Below are 17,192 nucleotides of genomic sequence, written 5' to 3' on the forward strand. Positions count from 1 at the left end.
AACAAACAGCCATACGCTTTACGTTAAACGCCTTACGTAAAAACGGTGCTTTTTTTAACGTATAGCGTACTGCGTTAAACGTACCGATCTCTTTGCCGTCATTGCGAGGAGCGCAGCGACGCGGCAATCCATTTAACAAACAGCCATACGCTTTACGTTAAACGCCTTACGTAAAAACGGTGCTTTTTTAACGTATGGCGTAGCGCGTTAAACGTACGGCTATTTTTTACTCATCTGCGTAATGACGGCTGTCGTTAGCCTGAGCCAATAGACTGCGGCTTTCTTTTAAGAAAGTCTCAGCGTTATCACCAAAAAACTCACTCACCTGAGTAAACTGCTCAACAAAAGCGTCCCGCTTGCCCTGCTCTAATTGTGTTAATAACTCACCAAAACGGCTGTGATAACGACGGATCATGTCAAGATTGCGCGGTGACGATAAAATAATATCAGCATATAATACAGGATCTTGAGCAAACAAACGCCCCACCATGGCCAGCTCTAAGCGATAAATCGGTGAACTTAACCGCAATAACTGCGAAATATCAGCTTGCTCGGCACACAAATGCGCACCATAGGCAAAGCTGGTAAAGTGGCGCAGGGCTTGCACCAGGCTCATGGCTTGATCGTGCTCTTTAGCATCCACGGCTTGTAAACGAGCGCCCCAAATACGCATTTGCGCCAACAGCCACTCATACTGCTCAGCACCGCGACCTTCACTGTAAATAATCACCTGTTTAGCAAGACTTGGCACATCGGGCCCAAACATAGGATGTAAGCCCAGTACCGGCCCTGAGTGCGCAGCAAGCATGGCGGCTAAAGGCTCAGTTTTAATACTGGTTAAATCAACCAATAAGCAGTCTTTAGGCAAAGTGGGTAGTAGTTCAATGACCGCCACCGTTTGATCAATGGGCACGGCCACTACCACCAAGCCTGCATCGGCCACTTTAGTCGTCGCCTCAGCCCAGTCGTCTTTTTCTAAAATATCAACGCAATAACCAGATAAACGTAACAAGTGCGCAAACAAGCTGCCTAATTGCCCAGCACCACCCACCACCAGTGCTTTGCCCAACCCTGGGTTAACGCACTTAAATCCGGTGTCTTTTTCACTGGCATAAGACTCACGCATAAAGCGGCGCAACACATCTTCAATTAAATCGGGAGGCACACCCTGAGCTACCGCTTCAGCACGGCGCTTAGCCAACATGGCCGCTTCGCGGTCGGGGGCATAAATGGGTACCCCTTGGCGACTTTTCACTTCACCCACGCCCGCAACTAACCTCAGGCGACGAGCAAATAAGCCCACCAACTCTTGGTCCACTTCGTCTATTTGATCCCTAAGGACGGCTAATTCATCTACCATGATTTATCCCAAATACAAAAGCACCGGCCCTTTTAAGACGCGGTGCTTTATGGTGCCAACAATACATAGCGGCCACAGTGGCCCTGGTCGTTAGGCACAAAAATGTGTTACATAGCCACTATCTTAAATAACTCGCTTAACGAATACGAGCTTTTAACGGTTCACAAAGCTGTTGATAGCAAGATTGTAGTAACTCAGCCGTGGTATCCCAGTCAATACAAGCATCGGTAATAGACACTCCATAACGCATATCGCTGTTGTTTTGCTCACTAGACTGATTGCCTTCAAACAAATGTGACTCCAGCATAATACCCAAAATAGACTGATTACCTTCTTGAATTTGATGGACCACGTTTTTAGTCACCAGCGGCTGCAAACTGTAGTCTTTATTTGAGTTACCGTGGCTACAATCTACCACTAGACTGGCTGAAAGGCCGGCCTTTGTCATGGCGTCTTCTGCCAGTGACACATTAACTGAATCGTAATTTGGTTGCTTACCACCGCGTAAAATAACATGGCCGTCTGGGTTACCTTGTGTAACCAATAATGCCACTTGCCCTTGTTGGTTAATGCCCATAAATGAATGCGACTCAGATGCGGCTTGTAGTGCGTTAATCGCGGTACCTAAATTACCGTCTGTACCATTTTTAAAGCCCACCGGCATAGAAAGGCCAGAGGCCATTTCACGGTGAGTTTGTGACTCTGTGGTGCGGGCACCAATGGCTGACCACGAAAATAGCTCGGCTAAATACTGCGGGCTAATAGGGTCTAATGCCTCTGTAGCCAAGGGGAGCTCTAACTCGGCTAACCAGCACAATAACTCGCGAGCTTTATGCAAACCTTGCTCAATATCAAAGGTGCCATCTATATTAGGGTCGTTAATAAAGCCTTTCCAACCCACTGTGGTGCGCGGCTTTTCAAAGTACACTCGCATTACGATATAAAGGCTGTCGCTATACTCATCATGCAATTTTTTAAGGCGTGTGGCGTACTCTTTGGCCGCGTCTATATCATGAATAGAACAAGGACCACAGATCACCAACAGGCGGTGATCGTTACGTTGAATGATATTCGATATGGTGTCACGAGCTTGGCCAATAAAGTCGAGCGCAGGTTGAGAAATTGGTAATTTGGCTTTTAGCTCGGCAGGCGCGATCATGACTTTCTCGGAACGTATATGAACATTATTTAGGGTATCTTTTTGCATGACAACATCCTCACATGTTAACAAAACAATATAATCGATAAAAAGAAACACCGTGTCTTGTTTGACATCTAGGGATTTATTTTTACGCAGCCGCTTTTACTTTATCAAGGCTTGCCAAGCTTGCAAAGCCTGCTTTCCCAAAAATAACGCCGCTGAGCGCTGTACGAACAGCCAAAACGTTTTATCTTTAACGTACAGCGTTAGACGTAGCGCTTTATTGTTAGAATGGATTGCCACGCGGCGCTCGGCGCTATATCTTACCCATCAATTTCATCCATAAAATCAGCTAAGCCTTCATCAGATTCATCCGCTGACTCTTTGCCTATTTTGGCATCTTGATACTGCAAATACAGATCTTTGGTAAGGCCATAAGGGTCAAGAGAGTTATCAACAATAGATTCGCGCTCTATCAGCTCGGTGCGCTGATAAAGGCCGTTCATGGCCGATTTACCAGCCCGCATGGCAAAACTCATGGCATCGTAGGGGAAGTATAGACCGTCTACCACATCACCTGATAACTCACGTAAAGTAGCAGGCCCATATAATGGCACCATTAAATAAGGGCCATCACCCACGCCCATTTGACCAAGCACCTGACTAAAATCTTTTGCACGCCGTGATAAGGTCATTTTTTCTGCAACATCAAAAAAACCTAATACGCCCACAGTGCTGTTTACGCCAAAGCGTACTAAGTTAGTACCCGCGCCCACAAAATCACCCGTAATAAGGTGATTCACAAAACTTGCGGGCTCTTCAAGGTTTAACACTACATTTTGAAAGCCGTCTCTTACCGGCTCACTCACATAATCTGCGTACGCATGCGACACAGGCCGCGCCACAAAAGGGTCAAATACATCATAGTTGATCACCCAAGCGCCGCGGTTAACCGGCTCAAAGGGGTCTCGTATATCATCTGCTGTTGATTTAGCAAAGTCGGCCGGCACCTGTGTGGTAAATGGATCTGTGCTGCGCTCAACATCAACTCCTTGATGAGCACTGCACCCCACCAAGCCCAGGCTTGCCACTACTACTAATGTTCGCCACATACAATTAGCCTTTTTGCTGTTGTTATTATCCTATTATGACGTAAAGCCGACCTTAATGGTCGGCTTTATTACCTTAATGCATCAATACGCTTATACCTAATTACAGCTCAGTATCAATCACAATAGACAGCTGTTTATCTTGCTCAGTGCTTAGCACCCCACTGCTGCCCTCCCAAGCGTCTGTGGTATCAGCCACATTACCGCTAGGGGCGAGTCGCGCTTTAATCACCACAGAGTCATGACCGTTCATATTATTATCTGGGCGCATCGCATCGGCATTCGACAAGGTAACGGTAAGCGGAAAACCGGGGTTTTCTATCCGCTGGGCCACTAAAGGCGCCGCTGAACCACCGGCTTCCCCATCCATGGCATAGACAAACAATACCGCCCCGGGATGATACGGTGTATTACTACTGGTATTCACTTCCACTTCATAGCGCGGGCCGGTAACGGGCACATGATCTTCGTCTGCTAAGCGCTGTTCAGCAAAAGCGACCGAGCGCTCTACCATGTTATAGCGTGGATTACTGGGCGACATGCGCTGCAAAATTTCTTGCCAGCGGGCAATGGCTGCCGTTAAGTTATCTTGTTGCATGGCCATAAAAGCAAACACAGACCAAGCTTCTAAATTATTAGGATCTTCGGCCAATACCTGCTTGATGATATTTTCAGCGCGCAATGCCTCGCCAGTAATTGCCAAAGCTTCAGCATAGGGCACCATCACCATATAAGACTGCTCTGGCTGCTTGGCAAGCTTCATGGCTTTATCTAGTGCATCCCGTGCGGTTTCACCGTCGCGCATTTCAAGCGTTAAGCGGCCCAGCAGCAACCAACCACGAAAATCATCGCCATCGGTATAGAGCTTAGTACGTAGCCCCTGAATTAAATCTTGCATATCTTGTTCGGTAATATCACCGTCTGGCTCTATCAACACTTGGCGTGTTAATTCACTTAAACGCCCGGTATTATCTTGCCACTGCTCTACTTTGTTGTAGGCCCCTATTTGCCAATATCCCGCATAAGCCACCACGATGACAATCAGCACCGCCGGCAACCACAACCAAGTACCTGAGCGATATTGTTGAGGGCGCTCGGTAACCACATCGTCTAGCAAACTTTTTTGTAGCTCTTGAGTCGCTTCTTCACCCTCTTCTAATAACCCCTGCTCACGGTCTTGCTCTAGCTCTTGCAAGCGCTGTTTATATAGCTCAGTGTTCAGTTGGTTACGGCTATTAAGCGATTCTGCACGGCCTCGGGTCAGTGGTAAGATAATAACCAACGCCAGTACCACTGTTAGCAATACACTAACAATCCAAAATAAAAGCATATTAATTCTCTTTGTCTTTGTTCAGCAGATTGGCCAAGCGCTGCTTTTCTTCAGCACTTAAGTCATTATCAGCATGATGACGCGTTTTTTTACGCGCCCGAGCAAACACCATCAGCAATCCCAGCACGATGACAATCACAGGGCTCACCCATAAAATCAGGGTAGAAGCCATGACAGGGGGCTTATACAGAATAAAGTTGCCATAGCGAGCGACCATATACTCCACTACGTCTTTTTTATTCTTGCCCTCTTGCAGCATGACATAGGTTTTATCGCGCAAGTCTTTTGCCAATTCAGCATCAGAGTCACCAATGTCTTGGTTTTGGCATTTAGGGCAGCGCAACTCACGGGTTAACTCGTGAAACACCTCTTCTTGCTTAGGCGAACTAAACTCATAGACATCAATCGCCGCCATGGCCGACGGGCTTAACCACAAACCGACTAGCAATACTAATATCGAGCATATACGCATCAGTTACTCCATTTGCTCAAAAATAGGCTTTAAGGTTTTCTGCCACACCTGATCGTTGACATCCCCCACATGGCGATAACGAATAATGCCTTGGCTGTCGATTAAAAAGGTTTCTGGTGCCCCATAAACCCCTAAGTCTAAGCCCAACATGCCATCGGGATCATACAAGTCGATAGCATAAGGGTTGCCTAAGTTTTTTAACCAACGCAATGCTTTAGTGCGCTCGTCTTTGTAGTTCATGCCCACAATATAAATATCTTCACGTGCCTTAAGCTCATTTAAGTATTCATGCTCGGCATAACAAGTGGGGCACCAAGTGGCCCACACATTCAACAACATAGGCTGGCCGGTAAAAATACTGCGACTAAAGGTTTGATCTGGGTGCTGTAACGACGTTAGCGCAAATTCCGGCACAGGTTGCTCAATTAGCACCGACTCTAACTTGCTCGGGTCCGAGAACAACCCCCGGTATAAAAAGATACACCCCAGCAAAAACAAGGTCAGCGGAATAAACAAAATTAACATTCGACGATTCATACCGCCTCCTGCACTTTTTTGCTACCAAAACGGTAGCGCTTATCGGCAATAGCAATCACACCGCCAATGGCCATAAATAAAGCACCAAACCAAATCCAGCGAATAAACGGCTTATAGTACAACCGAATCGCCCAAGCGCCGTCGTTAAGTTGTTCACCTAAAGCGGCATATAAATCTCGGGTAAAACCGGCACTAATGGCGGCTTCTGTCATTGGCATACGCTGTACAATATAAAGACGTTTTTCAGCTTTTAATTTGGGCAAAGCTTTGCCGTCTTTACTGACCGCAATCACCCCTTTAAAGCCTTCAAAGTTAGGGCCATCGGCGCGCTTAGTGCCTTCAAAGGTAAAGGTATAGCCCGAAAAGGTCACGCTATCACCCGCAGCCATGCGCACGTCTCTTTCTATGCTATAAAGCTGGGTGCAGCTAATACCAATAATGGTAACCGCCATACCAATGTGGCCTAAAAACATCGCCCAGTGGCTGTTGCCCAGTTTTAACACTCCTTTGCCAAAGCGGTGTCTGTGAGTCGCGCGTACCCAAGTTTCTTGCAAACTGGTAATAGTAATAAAGGCACCTAAACCTAGCCCAATGGCTGCCCACACTTCAAAATGGTCAGCAAAATACCAAGGCAAAAAGGCGCCTATGGCGGCACTGGCAATAAGCGCAAACAACAATTTGCCATTAACCTCTTTCATTTTCTGACGGCGCCAGCGAAATAAAGGCCCAGCCCCCATCAGTAAAGCCAGCGGAATAATCATCCATGCATACAGGCTGTTAAAGAAAGGCGCCCCAATCGAAATACTGCCCAAGCCCAGCTCTTTATGCACTAGTGGAAGAATCGTTCCCACCAGCACCACCACTAAGCCTGCCATTAGCATAATATTGTTACCCAACAGTAAGCTTTCGCGGCTGGCAAGCTCATGCTTACCATGGCTTTTCACCTCGGCACCTTTAATGGCATACAACAATAACGAGGAGCCCACCACCAACATAAAGAAGATCAGAATAAATAAGCCCCGCGTCGGATCAGAAGCAAAGGCATGCACCGACACTAAGACCCCAGAGCGCACCAAAAAGGTACCCAATAAGCTCAGAGAGAAAGCCAAAATCGCCAGCAATACCGTCCAAGCCTTAAAAGTGGAGCGCTTTTCAGTCACCGCCAATGAGTGAATTAAGGCAGTGGCTGCCAACCAAGGCATAAAGGAGGCGTTTTCTACCGGATCCCAAAACCACCAGCCGCCCCAGCCTAGCTCGTAATAAGCCCACCAAGAGCCTAACGCGATACCCACAGTCAAAAATATCCAGGCCGCCATGGTCCAAGGACGCGACCAACGAGCCCAAGCGGCATCTAATTTACCTGTCATTAATGAGGCAATAGCAAAAGCAAACGCTACCGACAAGCCCACATAGCCCATATACAGCATAGGAGGGTGAAAAATAAGCCCCGGGTCTTGCAGCATGGGGTTAAGGTCACGACCATCTACCGGAAAAAACGGCAGGGTGCGCTCAAAGGGATTAGAAGTAATAATCACAAACAGCAAAAAGCCCACGCCTATCATGCCCATCACACTCAGCACCCGAGCTACCGCATCTAACGGCAGGGCCCGGCTAAAACGAGCCACGGCGGCTGCCCAACCGGCTAAAATTAGCACCCAAAGTAATAAGGAGCCTTCGTGCGCCCCCCACACCGCAGAAATGCGATATTCTAGAGGCAATAAGCTGTTGGAGTTAGAGGCGACATACAGCACAGTAAAGTCGTGATCAATAAAGGCCCAGGTTAAACAGGCAAATGACACCACTAAAAAGCCAAACATGGCATACGCCAAAGGACGCGCCAGCAACATCATGCCGGTGTTACCACGAGAGGCCCCTAATAGGGGATAAATACTCAGTATTAAACTGGCCGCAAGAGCAAGAATAAGACTAAATTGGCCAATTTCTGGGACAATCCCCAGGGTTTGACTCACGGAGTCGACAACTGAATTCATGTTCGGCTTCCTTCAAGCTGCTCAGGGGTATATTCGGGTTTAACATGCTCGATTCCCTTGAGCGCATCGGCCACTTCCGGTGGCATGTATTCTTCATCGTGCTTAGCCAGTACTTCAAAGGCGGTAATGGTACGCGCATCGTCTAAATGACCTTGCGCCACTATGCCCTGCCCTTCACGAAATAAGTCAGGCAAAATGCCATTAAACACCACTGTTACTTCTTCACCGCCGGCATCCACCAAACCAAAGCTCACCAATAAGCTTTCTTGGTCACGGCTTACAGAACCGGGTACTACCATGCCACCAATACGTAAGCGCTCACCCACTTGGGGCTTAATTTTATCATCGCCCTTCCCCTCTACTAATTCGGTTGGGGTATAGAACAAGTCAATATTTTGCTGCAAGCCATATAGCACTAAGCCGGTCATTAATGATAAGCCCAGTACCACGACCAGCAGTACGGCCATACGTTTTTTACGTCTCGGATTCATAGCGTATTCTCCAACTTCTGAGCCGCCTTACGGCGTTGTGCGCGAGCCTGCTTTTGTGTAACGGCTCGTAGTAAGCTTTTTTTAGTGTGCATAGCAGCAATCACAATGCCAACCATGGTCACTAAGGTAAAACCAAAAGATAACCAAACATAAAAGCCATAACCTCCCATGGCCCAAAAGGCCGACCAAGTATCAAACTTCATGTTGTTTCTCCGCCAGTTTAAGTACCCAAGGCCGATGAGACTCACGTCTAATTAACTCATTTCGCAAGCGCATTAAGGTCACGGCACCCAAAAAGCAGCTAAAGGCCACTATCATCAGCAGCAAGGGCCAGAGCATTTCATTAGAAATAGAGGGCCGGTCAAACTTGGTAATGCTCGCCCCTTGGTGCAAGGTATTCCACCACTCCACTGAATAGTGAATAATTGGCAGGTTAATCACGCCCACCAAGGCCAAAATACCCGCCGCTCGCCCAGCTAACACTTTATCGGAAATCGCATTGTATAAGGCAATCACGCCTAAATATAAGAATAATAAAATCAGCTCTGAGGTTAAACGCGCATCCCACACCCACCAAGCGCCCCACATCGGCTTGCCCCAAGCGGCGCCAGTAAATAACGCAATGGCAGTAAACACCGCTCCCACAGGAGCAATGGCCGCCACCGCCATATCGGAGGTTTTAATTTGCCACACTAAGCCAATAAAGGCCGCCACCGCCATCGAGGAGTAGGCGCCCATCGACAAAATGGCCGCTGGCACATGAATGTAAATAATACGAAAGGCATCACCTTGTTGATAATCGGCGGGGGTAAATGCCAAGCCCCATATCAGGCCTATAGCAAAAGACACCACACTAAATACGGCGAACCAAGGGAGCCAAAGGCCTGCCAATCGATAGGCTTGCTCAGGCTTAGCGTAAGGATGTAACCATTTCCACATGTTGCTCACAGACCTTTTTTATATTTAATATTATTGATACAACTGAAGGTAACCGGCCTAAGATAACGTAAAAACACCGTTTATAACAATCAGTTATGAGTTAGTTAACACTCACTCGTAATGCAGAAGCAATGGCAAAAGGCGCCAAGGTAATACTGCCGACTAACATGGCCGCCAAAATGGCCAGCTGCCCATTATAAGCTACTCCTAAAGTAGCTGCATCTATTGCTGAGGTGGCAAATATCAACACCGGAATGTACAGCGGCAAAGTCAATAAGCTGAGTAATACCCCACCTTTGCCTATGCCCACCGTTAACGCCACTCCAATGGCACCTAGCAGGCTTAAAATCGGCGTTCCGAGTAATAAGGTCCAAAACACCGCTTTAAAGCCCACCATGTCGAGGCTCAGCAATACCGCCACCAAAGGCGATAACAATAATAAAGGCAAGCCGGTTAGTAGCCAATGGGCCAACACCTTGGCTAACACTAACACTCCAAGAGGACAGGGCATCAGCATCAGTTGCTCTAAGGTACCGTCAATAAAGTCATCGCGAAACAGCCGCTCTAAGGCTAATAAAGAAGACAACAAGGCGGCCACCCACACAATGCCAGGGGCAATGCGTGCTAACTGCCCCGGATCAGGCCCTATACCTAACGGAAATAAGGTGATCACAATAATAAAAAACCACAAGGGATTTAAAATATCACCACGTCGGCGCAAGGCTGACACTAGCTCACGGCGCAACACGCCGCTAAACATCGACTTCATGCCAGCTCCTCTTGATATGGGGTTAACATTAAGGTGCGTGCACGACTGGCACTCAGCGATAAATCTTGGTGGGTGGTAATCAGCACCATACCGCCGGTAGCGGTATGGTCGAGCAAGAGCTGCTCTAATACTTTAACGCCATTTTTATCAATGGCGGTAAAGGGTTCATCTAAAATCCACAGCTTAGGCCCGCCCAACCACAAACGCGCTAAGGCCACTCGGCGCTTTTGCCCGGCAGATAATTGACCGGCGACTTGATCTTCAAGCCCAGCAAGCCCCACTTGGGCGAGCACATCCCACAAGTTAGCGGTACTTTGGGCATGATGCATACGGCGAAAAAAAGCCAAGTTTTCTAAGGCCGTTAGCTCATGTTTAATGCCGGCCTGATGGCCAAGATAGAGTAAATCTTTATGGTACTCGTCACGATGGCTTTCTATGTTTTCACCCTGCCAGCAAATATCTCCCCCATAAGGGCGAGATAGGCCAGCAAGTAAGCGCAATAAACTGGTTTTGCCTACCCCATTAGGGCCGGCCACCTGCACTAAATCACCAGGCATCACCTTAAGCGATAATTCACTAAATAAGGTGTGCTCTTCTCGGACACAAGTTAAGAGTCTGGCTTCTAACATAATCGACAACGTAGACCATTAAAAAATGGCCGCCAGTTTAGCACAGCACACAAGATAGTGCAGAAAGATTAATTGACCTAAGGGCAGCGCCGAGCAGCAAGCTAAAGACAAAACGTTTTGACTGTTCGTACCGCGCTCGGCGTAAAGCCGATGGCTGCCTGTTAGCTGGATTGCCGCGTCGTTGCACTCCTCGCAATGACAACGCTTGGGTCATTGCGAGGTACGAAGCAATCCATTCCAAAAGAAAGCGCTACATCTAACCTTGTACGCCGTACACAAAGCGCTACGACTGAAGCCATACGTTAAAGACAAAACGTTTTGACTGTTCGTACTGCGCTCGGCGTAAAGCGTATGGCTGCCTGTTAGCTGGATTGCCGCGTCGTTGCACTCCTCGCAATGACAACGCTTGGGTCATTGCGAGGTACGAAGCAATCCATTCCAAAAGAAAGCGCTACATCTAACCTTGTACGCCGTACACAAAGCGCTACGACTGAAGCCATACGTTAAAGACAAAACGTTTTGACTGTTCGTACTGCGCTCGGCGTAAAGCGTATGGCTGCCTGTTAGCTGGATTGCCGCGTCGTTGCACTCCTCGTAATGACAACGCTTGGGTCATTGCGAGGTACGAAGCAATCCATTTCAAAAGAAAGCGCTACATCTAACCTTGTACGCCGTACACTAAAGACAAAACGATTTTGGTTTGGTCGTACAGCATAGAGAAAGCCGCAATCCCCCCTTCGAGGAGCTGTCAGCTAAACAAAAAACATGACGGCATTTTTATTTTCAGTTTTACTTTCGGCTTCTAGCTTCAAGCTTATTACTGTCTGTTAAAGTGCTAAACTGGAGCTTTTTTAGCAAAGAGAGGTGAGATATGGATATTCGCCGTATAGACTGGCAACAAACAATAGCCATACGCCATCAGGTGCTGTGGCCCAATAAGCCCCCCGCATTTAGTCAGCTTGAACAAGATGCGCTAGGTGTGCATTTTGGCGCTTTTATTAATAACCAATTAGTGTGTGTGGCCTCCATTTTTATTGACGGCTCCAGCGCGCGCCTACGCAAATACGCCACCTTAGTGGAGTTTCAAGGACAAGGTATAGGCACGGCGGTATTAAACGCCATTTTTGACTATTTACAGCGCCAGCCACAACTAGACTACTTTTGGTGTGATGCGCGAGAAGAAGCTATCGGCTTTTATCAAGGCTTTGGCATGCAAGTTGAAGGTGAGCGCTTTTATAAGAGTGAGCAAGCTTACGTTAAAATGTCGCGCGTCTTGCTAAGCCACACTTAACTCACCTGCGATAATGATGCTCAAGCTTTGCGACCCCAACTGATGCAGATCAAGCTCTCACTCAGATAAGTGCTCTACCCTAAGTGCAGCATTTAGGCTTAGGAGATGAAGGTGACCAATAACAAGCTGCTTCGGTTACTTAAAACACTGATGATCATTGGCTTTTCGCTTATTTTACTCGGTGCCTATTTTAGCTTCAGTGATTACACCCAAAACATGGGCGTAAAAGGCATTTTACTCAGTGCCGGCTGCATTGCGGTGGGCATGGCCATGTCTCTGCCCACCAAAATGTACCTCACCTTTGTCTTTATGAACCGCGAGAACGATAAAAAGGAATAGGGATTGGGGAGCAGGGATTCGGGATCAGGGATTGGTGACTTGGGAGCAGGGACTAGAACTTCTAATCACTAATCACCAATCACCAATCACTAATCACTAATCACTAATCACCAGTCACTAATCCCTCAGCACCAATCACTATGTTATTAATGAAGCTTCAGTTTGGGGTGTAATAAGCGGTTAATGCGCCCCACTAACATCATCAGGCCAGTGCGAATATAGCCGTGTAATGCCACTTGGTGCATACGATATAAAGACACATACACAGTACGAGCAAATAGCCCCTCAACCATCATACTACCGCGCATTAAGTTGCCCATTAAAGAGCCCACTGTCGTGTAACGGCTCAGGTTAACCAAAGAGCCATGATCTTTATAAACATAGGGCTTTAGTGGCTTATTATTTAACTGAGCACGAATATTTAGATACGTCATACTGGCCATTTGATGAGCAGACTGGGCCCGAGGTGGCACTGGCTTGCCATTGTCTTGCATACAATGTGCACAATCGCCAATCACATAAATATGTTCATCGCGGCTGGTTTGTAAGGTCGGCTTAACGGTAAGCTGATTGTTACGATTACTCTCAAGACCGGCAATGTCTTTTAAAAAATCTGGCGCTTTTATGCCCGCCGCCCACACCATTAATGTGGCTGGCACCAAGTCACCATTTTTCGTGATCAGCCCCTTGTTGGTTGCTTCCACCACCATGGTATTAGTACGCACATCGACCCCTAAATCACGCAGCTCTTTTTGCGCCATGCCAGCAATGCGATCGGGCAATGCCGGCAAAATACGTGGCCCTGCTTCCACTAATGTAAGGCGTAAACAATCGGGGCTTAAATTTTTAAAACCATAAGCTCCTAAGTGCTCTACCGCATTATAAAGCTCAGCTGATAATTCCACCCCAGTGGCACCGCCGCCCACAATGGCAATGTCCACTTTATCATCCGATAACTCTCCCTCGCCATATTGCATAAAACGATTCATCAGTTGATCGTGAAAGTGCTCAGCTTGTTGCGGCCTGTCTAAGAAAATACAGTGCTCACTCACGCCCTTAGTACCAAAATCATTCGACACTGAACCAATAGCCAACACTAAAATATCGTATTCTAAAGTACGCTCCGACAACATCGGTTGCCCACCTTCGTCTAACATGGCGCCTAAGGTAATGGTTTTATGTTCGCGGTCGATATTACTCAATGAGCCTAAGTGAAAACTAAAGCCATGGTTATGCGCATGGGAGCGATAGCTTAGGGCATCGATTCCCGCATCCATAGCGCCGGCTGCTACTTCATGTAATAGGGGCTTCCATAAATGGGTACGATTTCTATCCACCAGCATCACCTCGGCCTTACCTTTACGACCCAGCTTACGCCCTAACTTGGTAACCAATTCAAGACCACCGGCACCACCACCGACTACGATAATTTTCGTCATTAACCCGCCTCTAAACAAAGATAAAACCTACGGCTATCACCTTACATTCACACAGCTTTCGCGTAAGTGTGCATGATAGCACTAGACTCTATTCTCTCTTTAAGCTTACTGGTAACTAAGGGGCGAACGATGCCGTTGGTATTCGTTTGTATAAAACGCTACACCCTTCACCCACTTTTATGTTTAACCCCCTTAGCCTGCAATAAAGCGCTGCATACGAAGGCTGGCCGCTTGCCAGTCGGCACTGTTATATAAAGCATTGCCCATGGCGTTACTGCGCCCTCGCAATGCACTGATATTGCATTGATGGTGATGCGATAAACTGTCAATAATTTCAATGGCACCAGCTCTATGGTTACAAGCTAATAAGAGATCACAACCGGCATTCAGTGCATGGCGGGCACGCTCGGCATAGCCTCCCACCACAGCCGCTCCTTCCATGGTCAAGTCGTCACTAAAGATCAGGCCATTAAATTGTAATTGTTGGCGCAATATCTGTTTTAACCAGATTTCAGAAAAGCCCGCTGGTTTATCATCAACGTCAGAATAAATAACATGAGCCGGCATCATACCCTGTATTAAGCCCTCACTAATCAGGGTTTTAAAGGGCACCATATCAAGCTGACTAATGGTATTAAAATCACGCCCGTCAACGGGACTTTCTTTATGAGAGTCGGCTCGCACACTACCATGTCCCGGAAAGTGCTTGGCCACCGCCGCCATACCGGCACTGTGCATACCTTGAATATAAGCGCGCGCATGGGTGATAACATCATGCGAATCCGCACCAAAACTGCGATCCCCTATTACCTCGCTGCCACGCTCTAAATCAAGCACAGGGGCAAAACTTAAATCTATATCTAAGGCCAGCAACTCAGCGGCCATGAGCCAAGCGGCGTCGTTTAGCAAGCTTAATTTATCAGCACCTTGATACTGCGCTAGTGCGCCAGGCGCTGGTAGTGAGAAAAAGCCATCACGAAAGCGCTGCACTCGCCCACCTTCGTGATCCACGGTTAACAGCAAGCCCGGTTTAACCGCACGAATGGCGCGCACTAAGGCGCTAAGTTGTTCACGATCATGGTAGTTACGGCTAAAAAAGATCACCCCACCCACACTAGGGTGCGCCAATAATTCACGCTCTTGTGCGTCAAGCTCATAGCCATTTAAATCAAGAATAAAGGGGCCCATAGCCACTCCAAAAATTTGTTGTTACTGTATAAAATATCAGCTGAATATAGAATTAACAGACAAACACTCTGCCACGGAATACACGGATAAAAGCTAAAAGATAGCTTGAAGCGGGAAGCTAGAAGAGAAGATCTAGATTGCCGCGCTTCGCTCGCAATGACTAAAAGCAGCGCCTAGCACCAAGCTTTAAAACTGGGTCATTGCGAGGAGCGTAGCGACGCGGCAATCCATTCAACAGGCGAGGGTTGTAAGGTTTTTATTACGTCCGCCTTACACCTCACAGGTTTATCTAAGCCGGTCCTCTTTGCAGTCTTACAGCCTTTACAGCCAGATTTTAATTTTGCTACGCAAAATCGGCCAGCTGAAGCGGCCTCTACGAGAGCATTGGGTTAACTTTAAGTGTCGTCCGCTTTACCGTTTTACTGGTAGAAGCCGCTTCAGCCGGCTGGTGCCGCGCAGCGGCACGTGTTTAAGAGGCATTTGGGTTGGCTTTAAATGTCGTCCGCCTTACCGTTTTCTGGTAGTAATGCTTCAGTCGACCAATAACCATTGCACGGCTTAAAAACGGTCGAATAAATTCGACCCTACCAAGGTATTCACCCTGTGTTACGCGGCAATCTAGCTCTTTTCTTCCAGCTTCAAACTTACCGTTCTGAGCATATTACCTCTAACTTAATTAACGCTTGTTGTTGCATTTTTGCATATTCTGCATTGGCGGTTTGTTGATATTGCAGTGCAGCCCATAAGGCGGTGAGCCAGTGCACCCAAGGCAAGCGCGCCTGAAAACGCACATCACTCACTTGGCCACCGGCATGATTATAAGCCGTTAACAAGGCCTGTTGCTGGGCTGTATCTAGCGAAAAGCTATCACTTATTACCGCTAATTCAAAAGCGGCATCACCGTAGGCTGCATATTCCCAGTCTAATAACCAAGGACGATTGCCCATCACATTGGCAGCATTAATATCGTGATGACACAATACAGGCTGAAAAGGCAGGTTTAAATCAGCTTGAGTAAAACACGCAGCATAATGCGCAAGCTCTGGGGATAACGGCTGTAACTTGGCACAATAGTGTGCCGCTTGGTCGGCGATATCGAGTACCGGCACATCAGCATGTAACTGGTGCAAGTGTGCAACTTGCTGGGCGAGGCACGACATATCTCTTGGCTTTTGCTGCCAATCTGGCTCTGTTAACCAATCTAGTAGCAAGAGGCCTTGTTGAGGGTTGGCAAAGTGCAGCTGAGGAGCAAGCCCCGCTTCGGCTGCCGCCTGATGTACACGCAGCTCCTGCTCTCTATTAATCCCCAATGCCAGAGTATAAGGGTTACCCTGTCGTAACCAATAAGTCCCGTGATGAGTCTCTAATTTCCAGCATCGGTTGGTATAACCGCCGGTTAGCGGCGTTAATTGCCCTCTAAAATGCGACGGCAATAACCCCAACAAGGCATCAGACACTGAGTTATTGACCACTCACCTGAGCTGACCACAATAATTCACCACTGGCCAACTCCATCAGCTGCCCTTGTAGTTTAATGGTGCTGCCACTGCGAGAAAGCTCAGTGGATAATAAATAATCGGCCCCACTTTGTTTACCTAGGCGTACTAACGAGGCCATGTCTGCTCGCCCCCCTTGGTAGGCAAGTTGCTGGCGCAATTGGCTGACTTTAGCGCCATCAGCAAAGTGAAGTTGCCCACTTAAATTGGTGCGCAACCGGGCCGTTAAGCCTTGAGTATCCACGGGGCTACCAGCATTATTTCGAATCGGATTTAATAACACCGGACCGGCTACCTCACTCAGTGCCGCACTGCCTTTAAGGCGATTAGCCAGCCCATCTACCAAACGTTCCACACTGGCATTGCGCACGTCAGGCACCGGACTAGGCGGCGCCGTGGGCATCTCAATGGTAGGAGGAAGCGTCTGAGGCGTCGGTTGACTAGGGGGCACAGGGTCGGCGGGGGTAACCGGCGCCGGCTGTGAAGAGTAAGGGTTGGGCATACTACAAGCAGCCACTGCTATAGAGGTTGCTAGTACTAATGTTAAGCGAAACACTTTCATTGAGCTTCCTTATTTATCGCAAATAAATACTAAAAAACAGCGCCCAGCACCAAGCTTAAAGCCTCGGTCATTGCGAGCGCAGCGTGGCAATCCATCCTTCAGGTTCGTA

18 protein-coding genes are annotated in these 17,192 nt (G+C 47.8%); 2 read left to right on the forward strand and 16 right to left on the reverse strand.

What is annotated here, in order from left to right; genetic code table 11:
• Window positions 1-226: 226 nt before the first annotated feature.
• The 12 genes from tyrA to ccmA all read right to left on the reverse strand — a co-directional run bounded on the left by tyrA (window position 227) and on the right by ccmA (window position 10,768).
• The gene (tyrA, locus tag ACTHY5_RS04365; protein WP_441876896.1) at window positions 227-1,360 is read right to left on the reverse strand and encodes a bifunctional chorismate mutase/prephenate dehydrogenase; all 1,134 of its coding nucleotides are present in this window, start codon (window positions 1,358-1,360) and stop codon (window positions 227-229) included.
• Between the two features lie 136 nt (window positions 1,361-1,496).
• A complete protein-coding gene (locus ACTHY5_RS04370; protein WP_441876899.1) occupies window positions 1,497-2,567 on the reverse strand; it encodes a 3-deoxy-7-phosphoheptulonate synthase in 1,071 nt (356 codons plus the stop codon).
• Window positions 2,568-2,824: 257 nt separating this feature from the next.
• Window positions 2,825-3,613 (reverse strand): MlaA family lipoprotein, encoded by a 789-nt coding sequence (locus ACTHY5_RS04375; protein ID WP_441876902.1) that lies wholly within the window; start codon window positions 3,611-3,613, stop codon window positions 2,825-2,827.
• A gap of 100 nt (window positions 3,614-3,713) precedes the next feature.
• A complete protein-coding gene (ccmI, locus tag ACTHY5_RS04380) occupies window positions 3,714-4,940 on the reverse strand; it encodes a c-type cytochrome biogenesis protein CcmI (protein WP_441876905.1) in 1,227 nt (408 codons plus the stop codon).
• Window position 4,941: 1 nt separating this feature from the next.
• Entirely contained in the window at window positions 4,942-5,412 is a 471-nt protein-coding gene (locus ACTHY5_RS04385) for a cytochrome c-type biogenesis protein (RefSeq protein ID WP_441876908.1), read from the reverse strand.
• A gap of 3 nt (window positions 5,413-5,415) precedes the next feature.
• Window positions 5,416-5,949, reverse strand: a complete 534-nt coding sequence (locus tag ACTHY5_RS04390; RefSeq protein WP_441876911.1) for a DsbE family thiol:disulfide interchange protein — start codon at window positions 5,947-5,949, stop codon at window positions 5,416-5,418.
• Window positions 5,946-7,901 (reverse strand): heme lyase CcmF/NrfE family subunit, encoded by a 1,956-nt coding sequence (locus ACTHY5_RS04395; protein ID WP_441876942.1) that lies wholly within the window; start codon window positions 7,899-7,901, stop codon window positions 5,946-5,948. Before ACTHY5_RS04395 ends, ACTHY5_RS04390 begins: the two co-directional genes overlap by 4 nt.
• A gap of 35 nt (window positions 7,902-7,936) precedes the next feature.
• Window positions 7,937-8,431, reverse strand: coding sequence for a cytochrome c maturation protein CcmE (ccmE, locus tag ACTHY5_RS04400; RefSeq protein ID WP_441876913.1), 495 nt, complete (start codon window positions 8,429-8,431; stop codon window positions 7,937-7,939).
• Window positions 8,428-8,634, reverse strand: coding sequence for a heme exporter protein CcmD (ccmD, locus tag ACTHY5_RS04405; RefSeq protein WP_441876915.1), 207 nt, complete (start codon window positions 8,632-8,634; stop codon window positions 8,428-8,430). Before ccmD ends, ccmE begins: the two co-directional genes overlap by 4 nt.
• Complete coding sequence (locus ACTHY5_RS04410; protein WP_441876918.1) at window positions 8,624-9,370, reverse strand: heme ABC transporter permease; 747 nt, start codon at window positions 9,368-9,370, stop codon at window positions 8,624-8,626. The genes ccmD and ACTHY5_RS04410 overlap by 11 nt, the downstream gene beginning before the upstream one ends.
• A gap of 100 nt (window positions 9,371-9,470) precedes the next feature.
• On the reverse strand, window positions 9,471-10,139 hold the full coding sequence (ccmB, locus tag ACTHY5_RS04415) for a heme exporter protein CcmB (protein ID WP_208005673.1): 669 nt from the start codon (window positions 10,137-10,139) through the stop codon (window positions 9,471-9,473).
• The gene (ccmA, locus tag ACTHY5_RS04420; protein ID WP_441876921.1) at window positions 10,136-10,768 is read right to left on the reverse strand and encodes a cytochrome c biogenesis heme-transporting ATPase CcmA; all 633 of its coding nucleotides are present in this window, start codon (window positions 10,766-10,768) and stop codon (window positions 10,136-10,138) included. The genes ccmB and ccmA overlap by 4 nt, the downstream gene beginning before the upstream one ends.
• 871 nt (window positions 10,769-11,639) lie before the next feature.
• Between ccmA and ACTHY5_RS04425 the strand changes: the two genes are divergently transcribed.
• Both ACTHY5_RS04425 and ACTHY5_RS04430 read left to right on the forward strand, forming a co-directional pair.
• The gene (locus ACTHY5_RS04425) at window positions 11,640-12,059 is read left to right on the forward strand and encodes a GNAT family N-acetyltransferase (RefSeq protein ID WP_441876924.1); all 420 of its coding nucleotides are present in this window, start codon (window positions 11,640-11,642) and stop codon (window positions 12,057-12,059) included.
• A 111-nt stretch (window positions 12,060-12,170) separates the two neighbouring features.
• A complete protein-coding gene (locus ACTHY5_RS04430; protein ID WP_441876927.1) occupies window positions 12,171-12,398 on the forward strand; it encodes a hypothetical protein in 228 nt (75 codons plus the stop codon).
• 146 nt (window positions 12,399-12,544) lie between these two features.
• Here the strand turns inward: ACTHY5_RS04430 and ACTHY5_RS04435 are convergent, their stop codons facing one another.
• From ACTHY5_RS04435 to ACTHY5_RS04450, 4 genes are all read right to left on the reverse strand, one after another.
• Window positions 12,545-13,837, reverse strand: a complete 1,293-nt coding sequence (locus tag ACTHY5_RS04435) for an NAD(P)/FAD-dependent oxidoreductase (protein WP_441876930.1) — start codon at window positions 13,835-13,837, stop codon at window positions 12,545-12,547.
• Between the two features lie 192 nt (window positions 13,838-14,029).
• Window positions 14,030-15,025 (reverse strand): beta-N-acetylhexosaminidase, encoded by a 996-nt coding sequence (gene nagZ / locus ACTHY5_RS04440; protein WP_441876933.1) that lies wholly within the window; start codon window positions 15,023-15,025, stop codon window positions 14,030-14,032.
• Between the two features lie 644 nt (window positions 15,026-15,669).
• The gene (locus ACTHY5_RS04445) at window positions 15,670-16,497 is read right to left on the reverse strand and encodes a phosphotransferase (protein WP_441876936.1); all 828 of its coding nucleotides are present in this window, start codon (window positions 16,495-16,497) and stop codon (window positions 15,670-15,672) included.
• Window positions 16,487-17,083 carry a penicillin-binding protein activator LpoB gene (locus ACTHY5_RS04450; RefSeq protein WP_441876939.1) on the reverse strand — a complete coding sequence of 199 codons (597 nt, stop codon included), beginning with the start codon at window positions 17,081-17,083 and terminating at the stop codon, window positions 16,487-16,489. Before ACTHY5_RS04450 ends, ACTHY5_RS04445 begins: the two co-directional genes overlap by 11 nt.
• Window positions 17,084-17,192 lie beyond the last annotated feature (109 nt).

The sequence above is a fragment of the Oceanisphaera sp. genome, assembly GCF_052084945.1.
Lineage (GTDB): Bacteria > Pseudomonadota > Gammaproteobacteria > Enterobacterales > Aeromonadaceae > Oceanimonas.